This is a genomic window from Edaphobacter paludis, from assembly GCF_039993895.1.
GTDB lineage: Bacteria > Acidobacteriota > Terriglobia > Terriglobales > Acidobacteriaceae > Edaphobacter > Edaphobacter paludis.
On sequence record NZ_CP121194.1, the window covers coordinates 3,580,273 to 3,600,637 of the forward strand.

19 protein-coding genes and 1 tRNA gene are annotated in these 20,365 nt (G+C 57.9%); 13 read left to right on the forward strand and 7 right to left on the reverse strand.

The features are described 5' to 3' along the window. The first annotated feature begins 23 nt into the window (after positions 1 to 23). From P4G45_RS14880 to P4G45_RS14890, 3 genes are read left to right on the forward strand one after another with little or no spacing between them, the layout of a single operon-like run. On the forward strand, positions 24 to 704 hold the full coding sequence (locus tag P4G45_RS14880) for a Fe2+-dependent dioxygenase (protein WP_348267264.1): 681 nt from the start codon (positions 24 to 26) through the stop codon (positions 702 to 704). A 60-nt stretch (positions 705 to 764) separates the two neighbouring features. Further along, positions 765 to 1,568: an indole-3-glycerol phosphate synthase TrpC gene (gene trpC / locus P4G45_RS14885; protein ID WP_348267265.1), complete on the forward strand. Its 804-nt coding sequence runs from the start codon at positions 765 to 767 to the stop codon at positions 1,566 to 1,568. Between the two features lie 2 nt (positions 1,569 to 1,570). Continuing rightward, complete coding sequence (locus P4G45_RS14890) at positions 1,571 to 2,254, forward strand: phosphoribosylanthranilate isomerase (RefSeq protein WP_348267266.1); 684 nt, start codon at positions 1,571 to 1,573, stop codon at positions 2,252 to 2,254. A 76-nt stretch (positions 2,255 to 2,330) separates the two neighbouring features. Here the strand turns inward: P4G45_RS14890 and P4G45_RS14895 are convergent, their stop codons facing one another. Next, positions 2,331 to 5,855 carry a TonB-dependent receptor domain-containing protein gene (locus P4G45_RS14895; protein ID WP_348267267.1) on the reverse strand — a complete coding sequence of 1,175 codons (3,525 nt, stop codon included), beginning with the start codon at positions 5,853 to 5,855 and terminating at the stop codon, positions 2,331 to 2,333. A gap of 482 nt (positions 5,856 to 6,337) precedes the next feature. After that, positions 6,338 to 6,414: transfer RNA gene (locus P4G45_RS14900), tRNA-Val, on the reverse strand. A gap of 337 nt (positions 6,415 to 6,751) precedes the next feature. Here P4G45_RS14900 and mutM point away from each other — a divergent pair. After that, positions 6,752 to 7,582, forward strand: coding sequence for a bifunctional DNA-formamidopyrimidine glycosylase/DNA-(apurinic or apyrimidinic site) lyase (gene mutM, locus P4G45_RS14905; protein WP_348267268.1), 831 nt, complete (start codon positions 6,752 to 6,754; stop codon positions 7,580 to 7,582). An 88-nt stretch (positions 7,583 to 7,670) separates the two neighbouring features. On the opposite strand, the gene P4G45_RS14910 is transcribed toward mutM, so the two are convergent. Both P4G45_RS14910 and sthA read right to left on the reverse strand, forming a co-directional pair. After that, positions 7,671 to 8,567, reverse strand: coding sequence for an ROK family protein (locus P4G45_RS14910; protein WP_348267269.1), 897 nt, complete (start codon positions 8,565 to 8,567; stop codon positions 7,671 to 7,673). A gap of 41 nt (positions 8,568 to 8,608) precedes the next feature. Then, positions 8,609 to 10,006 carry a Si-specific NAD(P)(+) transhydrogenase gene (sthA, locus tag P4G45_RS14915; protein WP_348267270.1) on the reverse strand — a complete coding sequence of 466 codons (1,398 nt, stop codon included), beginning with the start codon at positions 10,004 to 10,006 and terminating at the stop codon, positions 8,609 to 8,611. 225 nt (positions 10,007 to 10,231) lie between these two features. On the opposite strand from sthA, the gene P4G45_RS14920 reads away from it, so the two are divergent. The 5 genes from P4G45_RS14920 (at position 10,232) to plsX (ending at position 13,888) form a co-directional block, all read left to right on the forward strand. Further along, positions 10,232 to 10,885 carry a thiamine phosphate synthase gene (locus P4G45_RS14920; protein WP_348267271.1) on the forward strand — a complete coding sequence of 218 codons (654 nt, stop codon included), beginning with the start codon at positions 10,232 to 10,234 and terminating at the stop codon, positions 10,883 to 10,885. Between the two features lie 523 nt (positions 10,886 to 11,408). Beyond that, positions 11,409 to 11,966, forward strand: coding sequence for a hypothetical protein (locus P4G45_RS14925; RefSeq protein WP_348267272.1), 558 nt, complete (start codon positions 11,409 to 11,411; stop codon positions 11,964 to 11,966). A gap of 35 nt (positions 11,967 to 12,001) precedes the next feature. Further along, positions 12,002 to 12,595: a DUF177 domain-containing protein gene (locus tag P4G45_RS14930; protein ID WP_348267273.1), complete on the forward strand. Its 594-nt coding sequence runs from the start codon at positions 12,002 to 12,004 to the stop codon at positions 12,593 to 12,595. Positions 12,596 to 12,664: 69 nt separating this feature from the next. Continuing rightward, positions 12,665 to 12,850 (forward strand): 50S ribosomal protein L32, encoded by a 186-nt coding sequence (rpmF, locus tag P4G45_RS14935; RefSeq protein WP_348267274.1) that lies wholly within the window; start codon positions 12,665 to 12,667, stop codon positions 12,848 to 12,850. A gap of 33 nt (positions 12,851 to 12,883) precedes the next feature. Next, complete coding sequence (gene plsX, locus P4G45_RS14940) at positions 12,884 to 13,888, forward strand: phosphate acyltransferase PlsX (RefSeq protein ID WP_348267275.1); 1,005 nt, start codon at positions 12,884 to 12,886, stop codon at positions 13,886 to 13,888. A gap of 13 nt (positions 13,889 to 13,901) precedes the next feature. On the opposite strand, the gene P4G45_RS14945 is transcribed toward plsX, so the two are convergent. Both P4G45_RS14945 and P4G45_RS14950 read right to left on the reverse strand, forming a co-directional pair. Next, entirely contained in the window at positions 13,902 to 14,285 is a 384-nt protein-coding gene (locus tag P4G45_RS14945; protein ID WP_348267276.1) for a DUF1634 domain-containing protein, read from the reverse strand. Next, positions 14,285 to 15,169: a sulfite exporter TauE/SafE family protein gene (locus P4G45_RS14950; protein WP_348267277.1), complete on the reverse strand. Its 885-nt coding sequence runs from the start codon at positions 15,167 to 15,169 to the stop codon at positions 14,285 to 14,287. The genes P4G45_RS14945 and P4G45_RS14950 overlap by 1 nt, the downstream gene beginning before the upstream one ends. A gap of 35 nt (positions 15,170 to 15,204) precedes the next feature. Between P4G45_RS14950 and P4G45_RS14955 the strand changes: the two genes are divergently transcribed. The 4 genes from P4G45_RS14955 (at position 15,205) to P4G45_RS14970 (ending at position 18,289) form a co-directional block, all read left to right on the forward strand. Continuing rightward, on the forward strand, positions 15,205 to 16,185 hold the full coding sequence (locus P4G45_RS14955) for an oxidoreductase (RefSeq protein ID WP_348267278.1): 981 nt from the start codon (positions 15,205 to 15,207) through the stop codon (positions 16,183 to 16,185). A 101-nt stretch (positions 16,186 to 16,286) separates the two neighbouring features. Further along, on the forward strand, positions 16,287 to 17,450 hold the full coding sequence (locus P4G45_RS14960; RefSeq protein WP_348267279.1) for a PP2C family protein-serine/threonine phosphatase: 1,164 nt from the start codon (positions 16,287 to 16,289) through the stop codon (positions 17,448 to 17,450). A 15-nt stretch (positions 17,451 to 17,465) separates the two neighbouring features. Beyond that, positions 17,466 to 17,906 (forward strand): ATP-binding protein, encoded by a 441-nt coding sequence (locus P4G45_RS14965; RefSeq protein ID WP_348267280.1) that lies wholly within the window; start codon positions 17,466 to 17,468, stop codon positions 17,904 to 17,906. Positions 17,907 to 17,923: 17 nt separating this feature from the next. Beyond that, the gene (locus tag P4G45_RS14970) at positions 17,924 to 18,289 is read left to right on the forward strand and encodes an STAS domain-containing protein (protein WP_348267281.1); all 366 of its coding nucleotides are present in this window, start codon (positions 17,924 to 17,926) and stop codon (positions 18,287 to 18,289) included. A gap of 16 nt (positions 18,290 to 18,305) precedes the next feature. On the opposite strand, the gene P4G45_RS14975 is transcribed toward P4G45_RS14970, so the two are convergent. Continuing rightward, on the reverse strand, positions 18,306 to 20,348 hold the full coding sequence (locus tag P4G45_RS14975) for a SpoIIE family protein phosphatase (protein WP_348267282.1): 2,043 nt from the start codon (positions 20,346 to 20,348) through the stop codon (positions 18,306 to 18,308). Between the last annotated feature and the right edge of the window lie 17 nt (positions 20,349 to 20,365).

Below are 20,365 nucleotides of genomic sequence, written 5' to 3' on the forward strand. Positions count from 1 at the left end.
TTATGTAACGGAGAAAGACACAAATGCTGATTACAATTCCCGATGTGTTGACCGCCGTGCAGGTGCAGCAGGCGCGAGCAAAGCTCAATGCCGCCGATTGGGTAGACGGTAAGGTGACGGCCGGATATCAGGCGCAGAAGGTGAAGGAGAATCATCAACTGCCGGAGGGACATCCGGTAGCGGTGGAACTGGGCGAGATGGTGCTCGGCGGGTTGGCTCGGTCTCCGCTGTTTATGTCGGCGGCGCTTCCACTGCGGGTGTTTCCGCCGATGTTCAACCGCTATACGGGCGGTGGCCACTTTGGAACCCATGTGGATACGGCGATCCGGCAACTGGTTTCGACCGGGCAGAGGATACGGACGGATATTTCAGCCACGCTGTTTTTGACCAACCCGGAAGACTATGACGGCGGCGAGTTGATCGTCGAAGACGTCTACGGGATGCACTCGGTGAAGCTGGCTGCGGGGCATATGGTGCTATATCCTGCGACGAGCCTGCACCGGGTAGAGCCGGTGACGCGCGGAGCGCGGGTGTCGAGCTTCTTCTGGATTCAGAGCATGATTCGCAGCGATAGCGACCGGTCAATGCTGTTCGACCTGGACACAGCGATCCAGCGGCTGGCGAAGGATGTTCCGGGCCATGCTTCAGGAGTGCAACTGACCGGGGTTTATCACAACCTGCTGCGGCGCTGGGCGGAGATGTAAGTTTCGGGATTTGGAGTCGCTCGTCGGCAGACGCGTTTCCCGTGCAAGTAAAATGAAAGTATGCCAACAAAGCTTGACGAGATTCTCGCTAATACAGCGCTTCAGGTGAACACACGCAAAGCCACGGCGGATTACACGACGCTGGAGCAGAAGGCTGCCGCACACACGCCTCGCGGTTTTGTCGCCGCGTTGCGTACAGCAGCCGCGAGCGGACCTGCGATTATCTCGGAGATCAAAAAGGCCTCTCCGTCGAAGGGTTTGATTCGGGCAGACTTCCATCCGGCAACCCTGGCGCGGATGTTCGAGGCAGCCGGCGCCGCAGCGCTCTCCGTGCTGACCGATGAGAGTTTCTTTCAGGGATCGCTCGAACATCTGGAAGCAGCGTCGGCAGCAGTGCGGATTCCCTGCCTGCGCAAAGACTTTATGGTTGATCGCTTCCAGATGCTTGAAGCACGAGCATCGGGTGCGGACGCGATCCTGTTGATCGTAGCGGCGCATACGGACGAGACATTGAGCGATCTCCGCGACGAGGCACGTAGAATGGGCCTCGACATCTTGTGCGAGGTACATGACCGCGAAGAGCTGAACCGCGCCGAGCAATTGGGCTTCAATCTCATTGGAGTGAACAGCCGCGATCTGCGGACCTTTACGGTCCACCCTGAACTGGTGACCGAACTGGCTCAATGGAAGACCACCAATGCGATGATGGTGGCGGAGAGCGGTATCGGCACGGCAGCCGACATTGCGAAGTACCGCGCTGCCGGTTATGAGGCTTTTCTAGTTGGTGAAGCATTGATGAGACAACCCGACCCTGCAGCAGCATTAGCAATGCTGCTCAATTCAGAGTACTCAGTGGGGATTTAGCTATGTGGATCAAGATCTGCGCCAACACGAACCTCGACGATGCACAGATGGCCACCGAACTTGGAGCCGATGCTGTCGGGTTTGTCTTTGCACCCAGCAGGCGCCGTGTCACCGCAAAAGAGGTAGCGCAGATCACACCGCATCTGTCCGAGAGCGTGGAGCGGATCGGCGTCTTCGACTCGCGTTACGCGGAAGAGATTGCCGCAGCCGTGCGTGAGGCAGGATTGAGCGCGGTGCAGCTTCATGGCGGCGAAGAGCCTGTTCTGGCAAGGCGGCTGAACGAGATGTTTGAGGGCAAAATCGGCATTATCCAGACCGTTCATTGGGCCGTGGATGAGGGTGAGGAGAGCGCGAAGGCGGTACGGCAACGCCTCAAAGCGATAGAAGCTTCTCACGCTATCGAGCGGATACTGATTGATTCGAAGGTAGGTCAGGCCACGGGCGGGACCGGCGTTTCCTTTGACTGGGCGGCGGCGAGAGACGTTCTATCCAATGGCGACCGACGTTTAAAGATGATCGTGGCTGGCGGTCTGCATTCACAAAATGTGGCAGAGGCTATTCTCGAGCTGAATCCGTGGGGTGTGGATGTGGCGAGCGGCGTAGAAAAGGCGCCTGGCCGAAAGGACCGTGACAAACTCGCCGGGTTTATCAGGAACGCACGGGCAGCGAAAAGCATCGCTCAATAGCACCGTTTGCTGGCGAATATAAAAAAGAGAGACCACCAAAGCGATCTCTCTTTTTTGCTGCAGTGTGCTACCCGGTCTAGAAAATAATCTTGCCGGAGAGTTGCATGGTCCGGGCGTTATTGAGGAACTCCTTCTCCGGGCGATTGAAGAAGGCGTTAGTCACGGTCTGGAAGTTGAAGCTGGAGGTATAGCTGGGGTTGTTTACGTTATCGACGGTACCGGGTTGGTACTGCGGATGATTGAGGACGTTGAAGCCCTGAATTCCCACTTCCAGTGAATAGTGTTCGCGCACCGTGAGGCGTTTGTACAGGGCGACATCGAGGTTGTCGATGGGGCGAATCGGCAGCGTATTACGTTCGGCAGTCGGCGATGTGCCAAGGCCCGCCTGGATGTAATAAGCATTCGGATTAATGGCAGTGTAGCCAATCGTGTCGCCGGCTGCGTTCGTTACTGCAGTGACGCCACTACCGGTCCCTTTCACCCCGTTTGGATTGACGATGGCGCGATCGATTGCGGCCCCCGTATCACCGTTCAGGTTCGAGTTGACTCCAGAGAGTACGGTTGCATACTCAGGCGACTCGTAGGTGTAGATGGGCGCGATGACCCAGTTGCCGACGAGATTCTTGAGGAGGAAGCTGTTGGAGTGCTTGTATATCGGCACATCGTAGAGAACCTCAAGCGAGAGACGATGGGTACGATCGAGTGCCGAACGGCTGTAGTCGCAGGAGATGCATTGCGAGTTCTGCTGGCGACGCGGGGTGAGCACCGTTGAGAAGACCTCGGCCGTGGCATCATCCATCGTCTTCGACCAGGTGTAGGAAAGATTCATCTGCAGACCCTTCTCGAAGCGGCGGGTAATATTGGCGACCAGAGCGTTGTAATTGGACTGCGAGTAGGGCTGGTACGAGGTGATCTTGCTGGTGAATCCGCCCAGCCCGTCGGAGGGGAAATGCCAGGCCGGTACGATGTTCGATAGCTTCTGAATCGCAGCGAGAGTGGTGGCGGCGCTGCCAGCGGACTCGAGGACCGTCGAACCCGCAATCGTGAAAAGCTGGTTGTCAGGCGTTACTCTCGGCTGTATGTTGATCTGGTCCTGTGTCGGCAAGTGGATGCCGCGTGTCCCGATATAACCGATCTCAGCTGTATAAGAGGTCCCTAGGGTGCGCTGAATGGTAAGAGTGTAGGTCTCCGCATAAGGCAGAATCTGGTCGGGAAGAAAGGCGGACGTCTGTTGACGCTGCGTGGCGATATCGGGACTGCACGGCACGCCGGTTCCTGGTCCGGTTCCCGCCAGACAAAACTCTGTGGTGCCGCTGCCCTTCCCCGGAGGCAGACCTCCGTTCTTCAGGAAGTCAGGGCCCGCCGGAAAAGCCGCGGTGCCAACATCCTCAGTAACGGCGTACTGCGGGGGGAACGTGAGGGTACCAAGGTTGTCGAACAGCACGTCGTAGGCGATGCCGAAGCCAGCCCGTACAGAGGTCTTTTCATCGGGAGCCCAATTGATGCCGAAGCGGGGCGCGAGGGCGGTATAGGTCGGTTGCGGTGCGTGAAAACTTACAAGACCCGGAACCGACGCTAAGATGTTGAGTGCCTGTGCCCGCTCGCCGGTGGGAACGGAGGTGAATTCATAACGAAGGCCAGCGTTGATGGTAACCGTCGGGGTGACGCGCCAGGTGTCATTCCCGTAGCCGTATAGTGCGGTCTGATCACCGTAGTAGGTATGGCTTCCGCTCGATCGCTCGCCGAAAGAATCGGGGGAGAGATCGTGAAGGAATACATCGAGCGTGTTGTATTCGTAATCGCCGCGAGCACGCTGCGTGAAGCCCTGCGGCGAGATGTACTTGCGGCCATCGAAACCGATCTTGAAGGTGTGCTTGCCCTTGACGTAGGAGACGTTATCGGTCACCTGATAGAGGTTCTGGATAGTGAACTGGGGTGCATTGCCGTCTGTCCCGAGCGTGAGCTGGCCCATATCTCCGTACTGGAGATAGGGGAACATGTCCAGACCGGGATAGCTGAAGTTTCCCGCCGTGAGAGTATTCGCATAGCGATTGAATCCGACGCGGAATTCGTTGGCCAGGTTTGGCGTAAAAAGGTGGTACTCGGAGAGAGCAAAGAGGTGCCACTTGAAGGGTTCCTGGGTGAAAAAGGCTGGCAGGAGAGTCTCGCCCGACGTAGCTCCGCTGTCCGTTTGCGATTCCCAATCGTGGATATAGCGAAGCCGCAGGGAGTCGGTGCTGGAAATGGTGTAGTCGACACTGGTCGTCAGTGAGTCAAAGAGAAGAGGAGCGCCGGCGTTGATCAGATAGTTGCCGAGTGGGACCTGTGTCGATGCCGCGCCGCCGTCCGTCACGGTGATGTACTGCGGTCCCGACGTCTCGGTACCGCATGCATTGTCGTTGACAGAAGTCACCTGTGCGCCGCCAGCGAAGTTGGCTATGGGCGTGTACTTGGTGAATTGCTGGAGGTTGTTCAGGCTGAAACCGTAGCTGGGCGCCAAGTTGTTGAGCGTTGCGATACCAGCGGCGGTCGGGACGCAGATGTAGGCGCTCACGTTCTGACCAAGAGTGTTTCGCTCGAAGTTCGCAAAGAAGAATAACTTGTCCTTTCGTACTGGCCCACCGATCTGCCCGCCATATCGATTATTGTCATACTTCGGATTCGGGACTTTACCGCCTGCGATTCCGCTGGCTGCATTCAGGTTGCGGTTCTGGAAATACTCGTAGACCCTGCCGTGGACCTTGTTGGTTCCGGAGACGACAGTGGTGTTGAACTGGCCACCTGAAGAGTGGCCGAAGTCTGGCGAGAACTGGTTGGTAATGATGGTCGTGTTGCCGACAGCGTCGTTGCCGATATAGACAAGCGGACCGGTAACTGCCTTGTTATTGTTGTCAATGCCTTCAATCTCGAAGTTATTGTTGCGAGGGCGATTCCCGCCGATAGAGGGACCGACGCCGAGTCCGAGACCTCCAGTTGAGGCAACGCCGGGGCTAAGCAGCGACAGGTTCAGGACACCGCTCTGCACACCAGTCCCTGTGGCACCTCCGATAGAGGCAGTGGGAAGCAACGACGTCTCAGTGTTGGAGAATGTAGTGGTGAGGTTAGTACTGGTGGTATCAAGAACCGCTCCTGCTTCCGCAGAAACCTCCACTACGGTGGTGCCAGCGCCAACCGCGAGAGTGATATCACTCGTGGAAGTCTTGTTAAGTTCGACGCCGACTCCGCGAAGGGTGTAGGGCTTGAAGCCGGTCGCGGTGACGGCAATGTCGTACTTGCCCGGAAGGAGATTGGAGACGTGGTAATCACCGCTGGCCCCAGTCTCAACAGTCTGTGCGACGCCGGTCTCCTCATTGGTGATGACAACATTGGCCTTCACGATGACAAAGCCGCTGGGATCCTTCACGGCACCCGTAAGGTCACCACTCGTGGCCTGCCCGAAGCTTAACGTTGGGGCTCCCAGCATTAGTACGATGCCGAGATAGATTGCGAAGCGGTTGCGAAAATCAGCAACGAATGCGTTGCACTGGGTTCTCAGAGTTCTGGAATCTAAGATTGGCGTGTCGGATACCGCCGGGCGAGTAGTTATCGTTAGGAAATTCATACCAAAGCCTCCTGGGAATACTGCCGGGGGCAGGATTTGATCTTGGAATCTCTGTTCCCGACCTAAAGCGAGCCGATCACATCGCTGAGCAACGCGCTGAAAAAGCTGCAACCTCCGGGGTGCGCTTGGCACCTCGTCAGAAACTGATCTCTTTACGCGAAGGGAAGGAGCCTTAGATGGACAGAACCAGCGTTACGTGACCCGCGCTTCGTCCTCGCGTACGTGCCAGCACCATGCTAGGCCATGATGCTGGATCTCCAGATTTAGTTGCCAACTTGAAGAAAGATTAACTTTCAGGGGACCTAAATCGTTCCGCCGAGTCTGGCACGATGGAGTGACGCTTTCGCTTCCGGGCCGTTGGCAACTGAAGGACGGCTTCTCGAAACGTTGCGCTGCAACGAGAAGGTCCAATAGCGGAACGAAAAGTGGAATGGAAAAATATCTTATGAGATGATCAGATATTCGTATCTGATTGAAGAATATGGTAGGCACGAGCGGATTCGAACCGCTGACCTCTACCGTGTCAAGGTAGCGCTCTAACCAACTGAGCTACGCGCCTGTAGTACTTTCAACCAGTTACGTCTTAAAAAACTGGTTGGACCAAAATTGTATTCTTCGCCTGCCCTCTTCCATTGGATGAAACCAATTTCAGGATTTATGCCCAAGCGTACGCCTCAAGCAAAACGAAAAAGGAAATTATTAAGTAATCTCCGTTACCCAATTGTAGCAAAGATTGGATTCGTCAAAATCCCCCAAGCCCGTGCCAGCCTTGCAGGCTTTTCGCGTCCTTCGTCTGACGTGGCGGGGGAAGCGCGCTATAGCTAATTCGTGACCGTTGGCCGTTCTTTCTTCTGCCATCACGCCAAGCCTGGAAATCCACCTATACTGCAAAGGTCATGCCAGAGCTCCCCGAAGTAGAGACCATAGCCAACGGAGTCCACGACCGCACCCACGGCCAGACCATCCGCTCCGTCTGGACCAGCAACAAGCCGCAGACCTTCAAGTCCTCGCCCGACCAGATCGCCGACACCCTCACCAACAGCCGCATCGACCGCGTACACCGCGTAGGCAAAACCATCGTCGTCGACCTGAGCAAGGACCTCAGCACAGACGTCACCCGCAACCGCAAGGCCGCCCAGTTCCTCGTCCATCTCGGCATGACCGGCCGCCTGCTTGTCTCGACTCCCGAGACCCCCGTCCCCCCGCACACACACGCGATTATCTCCCTCAGTAGCGGGCGCGAACTGCGTTTCGTCGACCCCCGCCGCTTCGGCCGCCTCTCCATCGCCGACACCACCTACGAAGGCCCGGGCCTCGAACCCCTCACCATCCCGCCCGAAGACTTCATCGCCCTCTTTCACCACCGCAAAACCCCCATCAAGGCCGCACTGCTCAACCAGTCACTCCTCCACGGAGTAGGCAACATCTACGCCGATGAAAGCCTCTTCCGCGCCGGCGTCCGTCCGCGCCGCCAGGCCGGACGCCTCACCCGCGCCGAACTCACCCGCCTCCGCACGGCGTTAATCGAAGTCCTTAAACACGCAATCAAACTAGGCGGCTCCTCCGTCTCCGATTACGTAGACGCCGACGGCATAGCTGGTTTTTTCCAATTGGAACATCGCGTCTACATGCGCACCGGCCAACCCTGCACCGTCTGCGGGACGCCGATACAGCGCATCACCATAGCGGGACGCAGCACCCACTTCTGCCCTGTATGTCAGCGCTGAAGATCTGCAGTTGCGACTGCTAACAGTTTGATCAATGGCGTTGTGGTATTCGTGTCGCAGCAGCCGTCAGGCCCAGGCTCCTTTACGCCTACCGCCCTACAGCCTGCTCCGCCGAGATAGCCGCACCAATCACCCGCACCACCGGGTTGTCCTCCACGATTTCCAGCACGTAACCCTGTAGCGGACTCATCTTCACCATCTGATGCATGTAATCCCGCAGCATCGGCATATCCAGAAATCGTACATTGAATCCCGTTAGAAAGACTCGGCCCGGCCCGGACATGTGGATCGACGTCGACGTGGCCGCAGCCAGCGCCTTATGCCACATCCGTTTGAACTCCAGGCATCTTGCATCGCCTGCCTTGGCCGCTTCAAACACCTCTTCCGGCTCCATATCCAGAAACCGCAGCCGCATCGCCCGGTGTCCCATGATGCCTTCCAGATGGCCCCGGCCGCCGCAGCCGCAGAAGCTCTCCTTCTCGTCCAGAGTCACCACCGTATGCCCGCCCTCCCACACACCCGGCATAAACGGATAGCGCCCATACCCAATCCCTACTCCCAGCGTCCACACTCGGATCGTGCTGTCCAGCTTGCCATGCGCCGCCGCCAACCCTGCAGCCATGCCATCCCCGTCGTTCACCGCGGTCACTGGAATATCCAGATCATGGCTCCGCAGCTCTGCCTCCAACATCGCCTCGATCCGCGCACCCTTCAACTGCGGCAGGTTCGGCGACTCCTCCACCACGCCATTCTTGATAAATCCTGGAAGTGAAACCCCTACCGCCGAAACGCCCTTCGTCCCATCCACCGCAAGCATCACCAGCTGACAGATCGTCTTTACCAAACTCTCCGTTGGCATCTCCACCAAGGCATACTTGTCGTCTGGGTGCTCAGGAAACAGCCGCAACTCTTCGACCAGCTTATGGTCCACCACGAGCCCGGCCGACATCCGCTCCGAAACCGCTACACCAACAATCTTTGCCATGCTTCTTTCCGCCTCGTCTGGACCCATCTGGGGGCGCGCGCCTACTCGAACTTGCTTACGCGATTTAAACCATTGAAAGCTGCCACTTTATAACATTCCGCGAGCGTTGGATAGTTGAAGACCGTATCCACAAAATAATCCAGCTTTCCGCCCAGCGCCATCACGGCCTGGCCAATGTGGAGCAGTTCGCTCGCACCTTCGCCAATGATGTGAACGCCAAGAATTGCATGGGTCATTCGATGAAAGATGAGCTTCAATCGCCCCGTCGTATCACCGCGAATCTGACCACGCGCAATCTCGCGGTAGTAGGCCACGCCAACCTCGTAGGGAACGTCCTCTTCGGTCAACTGCTCCTCGGTCTTGCCGATAAAGCTGATCTCAGGAATCGTATAAATCCCGTAGGGATAAAGTCCCGGATTCGACAACACCTGGTCGTCTCCAAACGCTCGCGCCGCCGCAATCCGGCCCTGCTCCATCGAAACCGAGGCCAACGACGGAAACCCGATCACGTCGCCCCCGGCAAAGATCGTCGGCACCTTTGTCCGAAAATCCTTATCCACCGGAATGCGCCCGCGCGCGTCCGACTCCACTCCAACCGCCGCCAGGTTCAGGTCATCCACATTCCCCTGCCGTCCCACGGCATACAGCAGCGCGTCTCCCTGGACCTTCTTCTTGCTCTCCAGATTGGCAACGACCGTGCCATCCGGCATCTCTTCGACCGACTCCACCTCTTCGTTCAGCCGCATCGTCACACGCGAATCGCGCAGATGGTAGCTCAGCGCCTCGACGATCTCCTGGTCTGCAAACTCCAGCAGCCGCGGCCTCCGCTCGATCAGCGTCACACGCACTCCGAGCGCTGAAAACATGCAGGTGTACTCCACCCCAATCACGCCGCCGCCCACCACAATCAGCGTCTTCGGCAGATTCACCATCTCCAGCACAAGATCGCTGTTAATAATGCTGTGCCCATTGATCGGGACCTTGGGCGACGCGGCCGGCTTGGTCCCCGTGGCAATCAAAACATTCTTCGTTTCGTAGACGGTTGCCCCACGTGAGTTGGTCACCTTCACATGCGTCGCATCCACAAAGCTTGCCACTCCCACCAACATCTCGATGTTGTTTCTGGAGAGCTGGGCCTCGGTCACATCTACTTCGGTCTTGATGACGTGCTGCACCCGGAAGGCGAGGTCCGCCATCGTAATGCGTTCCTTCACCCGATAGTTCATTCCATAAATGGACTTGTAGTTGTAGCCGGACAGATGCAGCACCGCCTCGCGCATCGTCTTCGACGGGATAGTTCCCGTGTTGATGCAGGCCCCGCCCACAACTTCGCGCATCTCAACCAGCGCGACTTTCTTGCCCAGTTTGGCCGCATAAATAGCCGCTCGCTGCCCGGCCGGGCCAGACCCGATCACGATCAAATCGTAAACACCACTCATATGCAATGACTCATCGACAATTTCCTTACCCCAGCTTACTCAGCGATGATTAAAATCCATGCTGCGGCGTAATCCATCGTCCGGTTAGGGCCTGTAATCGCACTGTACAAGGCCGATTTTTTTCAAAAAACGCGCCATTTCCTAACCTATCACAGCAACACCATCATCCTACGCCACCCATCTCTCCACGCCACACCCAAAATCCAAATCACCTACACTTACACCGTGCGCCGCTACGCCATCACCAACCGAACTCTCTTCCCCCAAGAATCGTCGCTGCCCCATCCTCCGCAGTCTTACCGCGAACGGTGGGATCCACAACAGTCCACGCAGCTCAGCGCCCTCCTCCGCCAAACCGCTCTCTGGGCCACCGAAAGCATCGACTACATTCAGCTCCGCGAAAAAGACCTCCCCGCAGCCGCCCTGGCCAGCCTCACTCGCAGCATCCTCGAAATCCTTCACAACACACCAACCAGACTTCTCATCAACTCCCGCCTCGATGTCGCCATCGCCTCCGCCGCCCACGGGGTCCACCTCACCGCCGCCCCAGGCCAGCTCACCCCCGCCCAGGTTCGCAAACTCTATGCCGACGCCACCCTCCCACCGCCCATCATCTCCATCTCCTGCCACACGCTCGCCGAAGTAGCAGCGGCCCGCAATAACGCAGACCTCATCCTCTTCAGCCCAATCTTCCACAAATCCGTCGCTGGCGAACTCATCAACCCGGGCCAGGGCCTCGAAGCCCTCCGCGCAGCCTGCTTCGCCGCAGCTCCCACCCCCATCTACGCTCTCGGAGGCGTCACCCTCGAAAATGCCCCCGCCTGCCTCGAAGCCGGAGCCGCCGGAGTCGCCGGCATCCACCTCTTCCACACCCCCTGAACCCCCTCAGCAATCTCTTCGATCAAAGCTGCTCATGCCGTCCATTTACATAAATACCTGATTACAGAGAACATCCAAGCTTCACGCGAAAAAACCCAGTAAATCCCTTGTCAAGCCCCAAAGCCACCTAAGCCGCACAAGACAAACAAGATATACATTGCAAAAGAGTTTCACTCAACCAGCTAGAATGGAAACACTAAGAAAAAGGCCAAACAAGTCCCGGCCAAGCGCTGGGGCTAAATCGTTTAGAAACAAGACTTTACCAGCAAACTTCCTGCAATGAATACTTTGCGAAAAGCACCCAATTCAAAGTATTGATTCCAGATACTTTATAAAAAGGTACCCCGGTGGGGGGTACCCAGCAAAGGGAGAAAGGAATGAAGCCAATCCGCCATCAGTCAAGTCCCGCCAGCCACCAAAATATTCTCCCCGGCGCTCAACCCCCGGCGTATTATGGGCAATCCGGTCCCATCAGGATTCGTGCGAAAAGTGAGCATACCACCAGATCACCAGGAAAATACCGATGACAAAGATCCTCTGCCTCGCCGCCGTCCTCGCCCTGTCCGGAACCCTCGTCTCCGCGCAGACCTCATCACCCACACCCGCTCCAGTGACAACTCCCGCTGCAACGCCAACGCCAGCCGCAGCTCCATCCGCCAAACCTGACCTAACCGGAACCTGGACGCTGAACCTCGGAAAGAGCAGCTACGATCCTGTCCCAGCTCCCGAAGACGAGACCATCGTCTTCTCCAAAACCGGCTCGACCTGCACCATGGCCACAACGTCGGACAACGAACGCGGCAAGGAGGTCTACGCTCTTCCTTTCGCCACCGACGGCACCGAAACCCCAACGCCCAAGGGCGTCTTCGCCGACACCGCAACTCTCCAGTACCTCAGCACCAAAGGCGAATGGCAGGACGCTGCCCTCATCCTCACCCAGAGGATCATGTATCAAAACAGCCCGGGAACCCTGAAATCAGCCTTCAATCTCTCCGCTGACGGCAAAACCCTCACCCGCACCATGCACATCTCCGTTGATCAGGGAGAGTTCGACACTACCTCCGTCTACGAGAAGCAGTAACCAAAGGTCAAACGGCGCCGCCCCGCAAGCCCCGTTTGACCTTCACCCTCAACCTGCATACCCTTAAAGACGTGCTCATTACTCCGCTCCAACTAGTCGACGAACCTCTTGAGATAGACGAAACCATCCAACCCGGCGCCCTCGACTACACCTCCGAGCTTCGCCAGGTAGGCCCGCTTCCCGTCAAGGGCAGCGCAGATCTGCTCATCGAGCACCGCGATCAAGGCTCGCATGTCAACGACATCCGCCTCCGCGCCAGCTACCACGGGGACTTTGAAATTCTCTGCGCCCGCTGCGTCGAGCCCGTCGCCACGACTCTCGCCGGAGACTTCGACCTCCTCTTCCGCCCCGAAGAGGCCGACGCAATCGCCGGAGAACATGCCATTACCCCGGACGAGACCGAAATCGGTTATTATCAGGAGAGCGGTCTTTCGCTTGAAGATGTGGTACGTGAGCAGGTGTTACTCTCCCTGCCCGGCCGTACCCTCTGCAAAGAAGATTGCAAAGGGCTTTGCCCGCGCTGTGGCCAGAACCTGAATCTTGCAACCTGTTCCTGCGGTGAAGCTCCGGCCAACCCACAGTGGAATGCTCTTGCGGATCTGGCCTCCAAGCTCGAGCTCAAGCACTAGAAAAGTTTTGCTTCGTCATCAGCGCGTCGTTTTGCCTGACTGCCGCGGCCCATTGAAAGGGACACTGCAATGCCTAATCCAAAACGGCGCCACTCCAAGCAACGGACTGCCAAGCGCCGCAGCCACGACTTCCTTACCCCCACCGGCCTCTCCGAGTGCCCCAACTGCCACGAGCGCAAGCTGCCTCACCGTGTCTGCCGCAAGTGCGGCATGTACAAGGGCCGTGAGGTTCTCGCGGTCAAGGAAGCAAGCTAGCATTCAGATTTTGAATAATAAAGTCCCCTGCTGATGCCGATCGACATCGTTGTAGATGCAATGGGTTCTGACAAGGCCCCCGAATCCGAGATTCGCGGGGCCATCCTCGCTGCACGTCAGTACGACGTCCGCGTCCATCTCGCTGGTCCCGAACACATTATCCGTCCCATCCTCCGCCAGCATCTCCGCGGCCAGCATCTTCCTGTCTTCATTGTGCCCGCCTCCGAGTGGATCACGATGGACGACAAGGCAGCGCAGGCTGTCCGCGCCAAGCGCGACTCCTCGATGCGTGTCGGCCTCAAGATGGTTCGCGAAGGCCGTGCCGCCGGTTTCTTCACGGCAGGCAACACCGGGGCCGCGATGGCTACGGCAAAAATGGTTCTGGGGATGCTCTCTGGCGTTCACCGCCCTGCGCTCGTTACCGTTCTTCCGACGTCGCTGGGCACTCCCTCGCTTCTGCTTGACGTAGGAGCCAACGTCGACTGCGACCCCGATAATCTCGTTCAGTTTGCTGTCATGGGCCACATCTACGCGCGAAACGTCCTCAAGGTCCACAGTCCTCGCGTTGGACTCCTCTCTATCGGCGAAGAGGACTCAAAGGGCAATTCGCTCACCCGTGACACTCTTCCCCTGTTGCGCTCGCTTGTCGGTCTCAACTTCATCGGCAACGTCGAGGGCCGCGATCTCTACAACGGCCATAGTGATGTGACTGTGTGCGACGGCTTCGTCGGCAATGTGGCGCTGAAGACCAGCGAAGGCATCGTCAAGCTGGTCACCGTCACACTGCGCGAGTCGCTCAAATCCACCGTCACCTCGCAGGTAGGCGCGCTGCTCTCGCGCAAGGCGTTCGGCGAATTCAAGAAGCGCCTCGATTACTCCGAATACGGCGGCGCACCGCTGCTGGGGGTTCGCGGAGTTTGCATCGTAGGCCACGGTTCCTCAAACGAGAAAGCAATCATGAACGGCATCCGCGTTACGGCCGAGTTCGCCCAGGCTGAAGTCAACGCCAGCATCGAAGCTGCACTTGCCACTCCCTGAAGCGGCACTGACTTCAGATGGAATAAATCAGGCTAGCCATCAAGACCGCCAGCACTGTCACGCTCACTGCGACATACAATTTATCCCGCTCCAGCGCAAAGCCAACCACGGCAAAAACCACGCGGGCAACCGGAGTGGCAATCAGCAAAATCACGCCGACCTGAATCACAGCCGCCGGATCACCCGTCATCAGTAGTCGAAAGAGCCCTCTGACACTGCGCAGAGCGGCAGGCTCCCCCGCGAAGGTGCGATAGTTCACTATACTTCCAAGATGCGCCCGGATATAAAGAAAGCCCCCTGCGAGCACTACCGCCGAGGCCAGCAGCACTCCAACCTGGAGGAGCCGCCCCATGATGGTCTCCATGCGTTGGTCATCGAGCGCTAGACGATGCGCCATTACAACCTCCCCACCCAGCCGTTCACAATCATCTCCACGCCCAGCGCCAGAATCACGACGGTAAAGATGCTGCGTAGCAGCGAGACCTGCGCCCGAACCAACAGTTTTGCACCCAGCAGCGATCCGGCAAGCACTCCGAGCATTACAGGAAACGCGAGCCCCGGATCGACATAGCCGCGGTGCAGGTAGATGCCCGCGCTTGCCGCCGCCGTCACCCCGATCATGAAGTTGCTGGTCGTGGTCGAGACCTTGAAAGGGATGCGCATGATTCGATCCATTGCCAGGACCTTCACAGCGCCTGACCCGATTCCCAGCAGCCCCGAGAGTGTTCCAGCACCAAACATAGTCGCAAATCCAGCCGAGATCCGGTCGACCTTATAGCTGCACTCCCCGCCCGAGCGATCGGGATAAGACCCCGAAAGTCGCAACCGATCCGACCACGGACTCACCCTCACAGCTTCAGATTCATGGAAGCGAGTTTGCCGCCAGGACAGCCACGCAGAATAGAGCAAAACCACGCCAAAGGTAATGCCCAGCACACGCGTCGGCATTCGCGTAGCCAGAAATGCTCCAAAGATAGCGCCGATGGTGGTCGCAATTTCCAGAAACATCCCGATTCGTACGCTCGAAAAGCCTTCTCGCACGTAAGCGGCCGCAGCGCCGGAAGAGGTTGCAATTACGGAGATGAGCGATGCCCCGATTGCGTAGCGGATATCGACATGAAAGACCACTGTGAGCAGAGGCACAAGAACAACGCCGCCGCCAAGGCCGGTAAGTGCACCCAGCAGCCCAGCAGCCAGCGAGCCGGCAAATACCAGCAAAGTGAACGTCAACACCGGTAATGCAGCTAAGTGTCCTATAGCGAAGCCCGATATCCTGCGCATTTCGATGATGCCATAAAATATCGAGACAAAAGGTTGTGCCCGAAGCGGGCTCCAAACATCCAACACAGATGAGCCACTCCTGGACATCAGCAGACATTCCCTCGCAGACGGGCAAGCGCGTTCTCATCACCGGCGCGAACAGCGGTATTGGCTACCATGCAGCCTTCACCCTTGCCCGCAAAGGCGCGCACGTTATCCTCGCCTGCCGCGACCGCGCTAAGGGCAAAGCCGCCCTTAACCGCATCGTCGATGATGCGCCCGGAGCGAATATCGAGCTAGCCATCCTTGACCTGGCATCGCTCGCTTCGGTCCGCGCCTTCGCCGCTCAGCAACTCGAGCAGCGCCAACCGCTCGACATCCTCATTAACAACGCCGGAGTCATGGCTCCACCGAAACGGCTGCAGACAGCCGATGGCTTCGAGCTACAGTTCGGCACTAACGTGCTCGGCCACTTCGCCCTGACCGGTCTTCTGCTTCCAGCGCTTCGGCAAGCTGGCGAAAAATCGTCGGAGGCGCCCCGCATCGTCACCATCGCATCCATCGCCCACAAACGCGGACATCTGAACTTTGACGATCTGCAATACCAGCGGAACTACGCTCCCATGAAGACCTACCAGCAGTCCAAGCTGGCCAACCTGATGCTGGCGCTGGAGCTGGATCGGCGGCTTCGCGCTGCGGGCTCGAACATCCTGAGCGTGGCCGCGCATCCTGGCGTGGCGAACACCAACCTCTTTCAGACTGGCGACCGCTCGGCCTTTGAAAACGCTGCTCGCAAGGTGCTGGGACACGTGATCGGCGCATTCCTGAACACCGATGCGGAGGGCGCGCTTCCGACCCTCTATGCGGCCACGTCCTCTGATGTAACCGGCGGCGGCTACTATGGGCCTCAGGGATTTCAGGAGATGTCCGGCGAGGAGATCGGCCCGGCAAAGATTGCTCCGCAAGCTCGCGACAACGCTGCGGCCGCACGTCTTTGGAATATTTGCGAACAGCTCACCGGTGTAACGGTCCTCTGAATGCGACGCGCTGCAGCGTGAAATCACAATCCTCTCTGCCGCGCCGCTACTTTCGCATATACTCATCCCGACAACGGGCCATGGAGTGACAGGGACTCACAATGGAACTCAGCGAAACCCTTCTAGCCCAGCAGCAGGTCATTCGTCTGCAAGCGCTGCTGGAAGCAAGCCGTCAGATACACTCGACCATTCAGTTGGACGAGGTGCTCCGGATTGCGCTTCAGATCGTGGTTCGCGAGCTTGAACTGGGCGGCGCCTTCTTCACCGCGTTCGAGCATACCTACGGCGATGTGCCAGCCGAGCTAAAAGTGTTTCTAAGCTCCGGTGAGATTACCTCTCAGATGTCCGGCGAGTCATGGCTGCGGTTTCCTCTCTGTGACAAGCGTAAGACCCGCTTCACCGACCTCGTGGTCCTGCTGCCCGCGCGACGTGTGCTGGAACTGGATGAGATCGACTTTCTGGAGACGCTTTCGCTGCAGGCTTCTGTGGCCATTGAAAACGCCAGGTTCCATGAGCGCACCATCCAATGGCAGCGGATCGAGAGCGACCTCGAATCGGCGCGACTGGTTCAACAAAGTTTGCTTCCGCAACAGATGCCGCAGATACCGCGTTACGCACTCGCCGCGCGATCTATGACGTGTTATGAGGTGGGCGGCGACTATCTCGATATTGTCTCCATGCCCTGTGGAGATACCGTGATTGTCGTTGGCGATGTCGCCGGTAAAGGGCTCACGTCAGCGCTGGTAGGCATGTCCTTCCGATCGGCGTTTCGTGCCATGCTCCACTCCAACCTCTCCCTTGTGGAGATAGCGACGCAGATGAACCTGCTTCACTACAACGAGGGCGCCGAGTCCCGCCGTCGTTATGTCACGGCATTTCTTCTTCGGCTCAATCCCGAGACGAATACCATCGAGGTAGTGAACGCGGGGCACAACCCCGCATTTTTGATAGCAGACGATCATATCCCCTATAAGATAGGGGCCTCGGGAACCCCTATAGGGATGCTTCCCTTCTCAAGCTATGTCTCCGAGCAATATGTGCTTGGATCTTCGGCGCGGCTGCTAGTCTACACAGACGGAATGACTGAGGTGTTTCGCGGCGAAGAAGAGTTTGGAGAAGCCCGTCTTCTGCAGGCGTTCTCCGATTGCGGAGAACTCACCCCGGAGGCCACCCTGGCTTCTTTATGGAGCACCCTGGAGACCTTCTCCGACGGACAGGAGCAATGCGACGACATGACGGCGCTTGTATTGTCGAGGACCTCATAGTGGAGATTGACCTTAATGGACAATAACCCGAGCACCATCGAGCTTCATATTCCGTCCCGCCTGGGCTACGAAAAGATAGCCATGAATACCGCCGCCAGTGCTGCCCGCATCATGGGATTCACCGATGAGCGTATCGAAGATCTGAAAACCGCTGTCGCCGAGGCCTGCATCAATGCGATGGAGCATGGCAACAAGCTCGACGAATCTCTCAGCGTCGGCGTCGTTCTCTCGATGAACGCAGACTCGCTCGAAGTGAAGGTGGTCGACACCGGCGCAGGCGCACCGGGCCATGGCATGGCCCCCGATATCGATAAGAAGATGCACGAGGAAGAGAAAGCGCGGGGCATGGGAATGTTTCTTATTCAGTCCCTCGTCGACGAGGCCGAGTGGGTCAGTTCGCCGCGAACAGGCAGCTATGCACGCATGGTCATTCATCTTCATCACGCAGGCGGCTAGCCCAAAGGAGATACGCAATGCAGGAAAAAAGCACACAGGTCAAACTGGACGAAGTGCAGTGCGAGACGGGCGCTCCCATTACAGTAATCCGTTTTGCGGGCGACATCACCAGCGCCTCGGAGGCCGCGGTGCTCGGTACTTATCAGGGTCTCCCGAAAGACGCCAAGCGCGTTCTCCTCGATTTTTCGAAGGTCGAATATCTCAACTCCAGCGGCATAGCGCTCGTCATTCAGATGATGATTGCGGCCAGCAAACATGGTCAAACCATCAAGACCTTCGGCCTCACTCCCCATTTTCAGAAGGTCTTCACCATGGTCGGCATTACCAAATACACGAGCCTTCATCCCGATGAGCAAACTGCGTGTGCCGCGTTTACCACCTGACGCATAATCCAGATTGTCAGGTCTCGACCATCGCCGGTTCTAACTGCGGAACAGCCTTCGGTTCACCCCTGCGTTCAATCCTGAGCACCAAAATGTCATCCTGCTGACCGAAGTTCTGTGCCGCCGCCGCCAGTGACGCGGCGGTCATCGGCGCACGGAGCATTTGATCGATGCGGTCGAATCCGAAGAGATGGCCATGCTCATCCTGCGCCTCGGCGATGCCGTCCGACATCAACATCAGAGTATCGCCCATCTTCAACTTGAAGTACATCACCGGAAACTCCGGTTCGGCGATGACGCCCAGCGGGAGCGATCCCTCCATCTGCATCTCCCGGCCATTGAGATAAGGAGGCAGATGTCCCGCATTGACCAGCGTGACCATGCCATCGTCCGCAATCCGCAGCATCAGGCAAGTGGCGCTGGCATGTTCGCGGTCGCACAACTCCTCGTTCAGCGAATTCAGGACGAGCAACGGATCGGCGTCGTGCTGCGCTGTCGACCGGATGGCACCCACGATCAACGCGACCAGCATCCCGGCCTGCAATCCTTTCCCGGTCACGTCTCCCACTACAATCAGGACGCTGCCGTCATCCCTGTCCGGAATGATCTGGAAGAAATCTCCGCCGACTTCTCGCGCGGGGCGGTACTCGCTTTCAATGGTCAACCCTGCGACGGTGGGCAGCTTTTCTGGAATCAGCACCTGCTGTACATGCTGGGCCTGTTGAATCTCGAGCCGCCACTGCTCCTTCTTACGCTGTGCGTGCAGAAAGCGCCGCGACAGCATCACGGTCACGAGCAACAACGAAACCATTGTGGACGCGGTACCAAGAGAGATTTGAAAGCCCAAAAGCGCGAAGGCCGTCGGAACATGAATCAGGCGCAGTTCATGTTGATACTGAGAGATGGCCGCCAGCAGCACGGCGGGCAGCGCCAACCACCCCTCGGCCTCATGCCGTCGAATGCCCTGATACGTCACCCAGAACAGCAGCGCCGCCAAAGCCAGTTTTACCACCAGCAGAAACGGCACCAGATAAATTGCGGCGGCCACGGCAACCACCTGTCCATAGAGCGGAGGACGAAGCAAAGCTGTTCCTACCGCCAGTAGGGCCACCAATCCCCACACCTCTCGATGCAGCCTGCCTATCCGATTTATGCGGAACCAGTAGCCCCAAAACACGACCCACAGCCCGATCCGCACGGGTGTCAAAATATCATCTTCAAGAATGACGCTTGGCGTTTGCCCAATCCATGCCAGGAAGTTAACGAGCAGGATGATTGCATTGCCTATCAGCGTGATCAGTGAGACAAGAGCCAGCCAGAGATAGGCGGATTCTTTGCGGTCCAGCCAGAAAAGACTGGAGGCCACAATCAGCGCCAGCAGCAGAATCAATACCTCGAGAAATCCGCTGCCTACGTCGTGAGCGATGTCATCCCAACCGAGGCGGATCTGCGCCGCAATCGCCGAGGCATGGCCCAGCACAGGAGGTTCATGCAGGCCACCTGCATCGGGGCTGTTGAAGGGGGTCGCGCTATCCATCCACATGCGGATGGCGATGGTCATCGGGCCGCTGCGAAGGTTGTCGGGCAGACGAAAGGCTCGCGGAAGCGTGCTGTAGGCCGTGACGCCATGGGCCGTAAACCTGCCAAACGCCCCTATCCGCTGGCCATTGACGTATACCTGATAAGCGTCGTCGGCATTTTCGGGCATCTTGAGCGCCAGCGGATCGTTCGCTCCCTGCACATCGATCGTCAATCGATACCACGCATAACCGGAGTAGCCCGCAAAGCCGCGGTCCGTCCAGCCAGGAATGTAGCCGCTGCTGCCCAGAGTGGGGTCCGCCGTACCTTCCGGCGGCGTCATGTCCATCGCGGCCCAGCCGGAGTCATCGAAGTCCGGTCGCGCCCAGGCTAGATCGTCTCCGGTACGAAATTTCCATGGGCCGAAGAGTTCCACCGCGGCATTGCCCAGAGTGACGTGCATCGTCGCTGCTGGCTGTGCCGCAACAAGCTGGCCGCCAGTTAGCAGCAACAACAGGAGGCATAGCCAAAAGCGACGCATAAGCGGTCTTCCTGACT

Bases quoted from the DNA above. Each gene is read 5' to 3' on its own strand.
- P4G45_RS14970 (WP_348267281.1), top strand. From the start codon at position 17,924: ATGCAGGAAAAAAGCACACAGGTCAAACTGGACGAAGTGCAGTGCGAG.
- plsX (WP_348267275.1), top strand. From the start codon at position 12,884: ATGCCGATCGACATCGTTGTAGATGCAATGGGTTCTGACAAGGCCCCC.
- rpmF (WP_348267274.1), top strand. From the start codon at position 12,665: ATGCCTAATCCAAAACGGCGCCACTCCAAGCAACGGACTGCCAAGCGC.
- P4G45_RS14950 (WP_348267277.1), bottom strand. From the start codon at position 15,169: ATGCGCAGGATATCGGGCTTCGCTATAGGACACTTAGCTGCATTACCG.
- P4G45_RS14960 (WP_348267279.1), top strand. From the start codon at position 16,287: ATGGAACTCAGCGAAACCCTTCTAGCCCAGCAGCAGGTCATTCGTCTG.
- P4G45_RS14975 (WP_348267282.1), bottom strand. From the start codon at position 20,348: ATGCGTCGCTTTTGGCTATGCCTCCTGTTGTTGCTGCTAACTGGCGGC.
- P4G45_RS14925 (WP_348267272.1), top strand. From the start codon at position 11,409: ATGACAAAGATCCTCTGCCTCGCCGCCGTCCTCGCCCTGTCCGGAACC.
- P4G45_RS14945 (WP_348267276.1), bottom strand. From the start codon at position 14,285: ATGGCGCATCGTCTAGCGCTCGATGACCAACGCATGGAGACCATCATG.
- trpC (WP_348267265.1), top strand. From the start codon at position 765: ATGCCAACAAAGCTTGACGAGATTCTCGCTAATACAGCGCTTCAGGTG.
- P4G45_RS14890 (WP_348267266.1), top strand. From the start codon at position 1,571: ATGTGGATCAAGATCTGCGCCAACACGAACCTCGACGATGCACAGATG.
- mutM (WP_348267268.1), top strand. From the start codon at position 6,752: ATGCCAGAGCTCCCCGAAGTAGAGACCATAGCCAACGGAGTCCACGAC.
- P4G45_RS14880 (WP_348267264.1), top strand. From the start codon at position 24: ATGCTGATTACAATTCCCGATGTGTTGACCGCCGTGCAGGTGCAGCAG.
- P4G45_RS14965 (WP_348267280.1), top strand. From the start codon at position 17,466: ATGGACAATAACCCGAGCACCATCGAGCTTCATATTCCGTCCCGCCTG.
- sthA (WP_348267270.1), bottom strand. From the start codon at position 10,006: ATGAGTGGTGTTTACGATTTGATCGTGATCGGGTCTGGCCCGGCCGGG.
- P4G45_RS14910 (WP_348267269.1), bottom strand. From the start codon at position 8,567: ATGGCAAAGATTGTTGGTGTAGCGGTTTCGGAGCGGATGTCGGCCGGG.
- P4G45_RS14895 (WP_348267267.1), bottom strand. From the start codon at position 5,855: ATGAATTTCCTAACGATAACTACTCGCCCGGCGGTATCCGACACGCCA.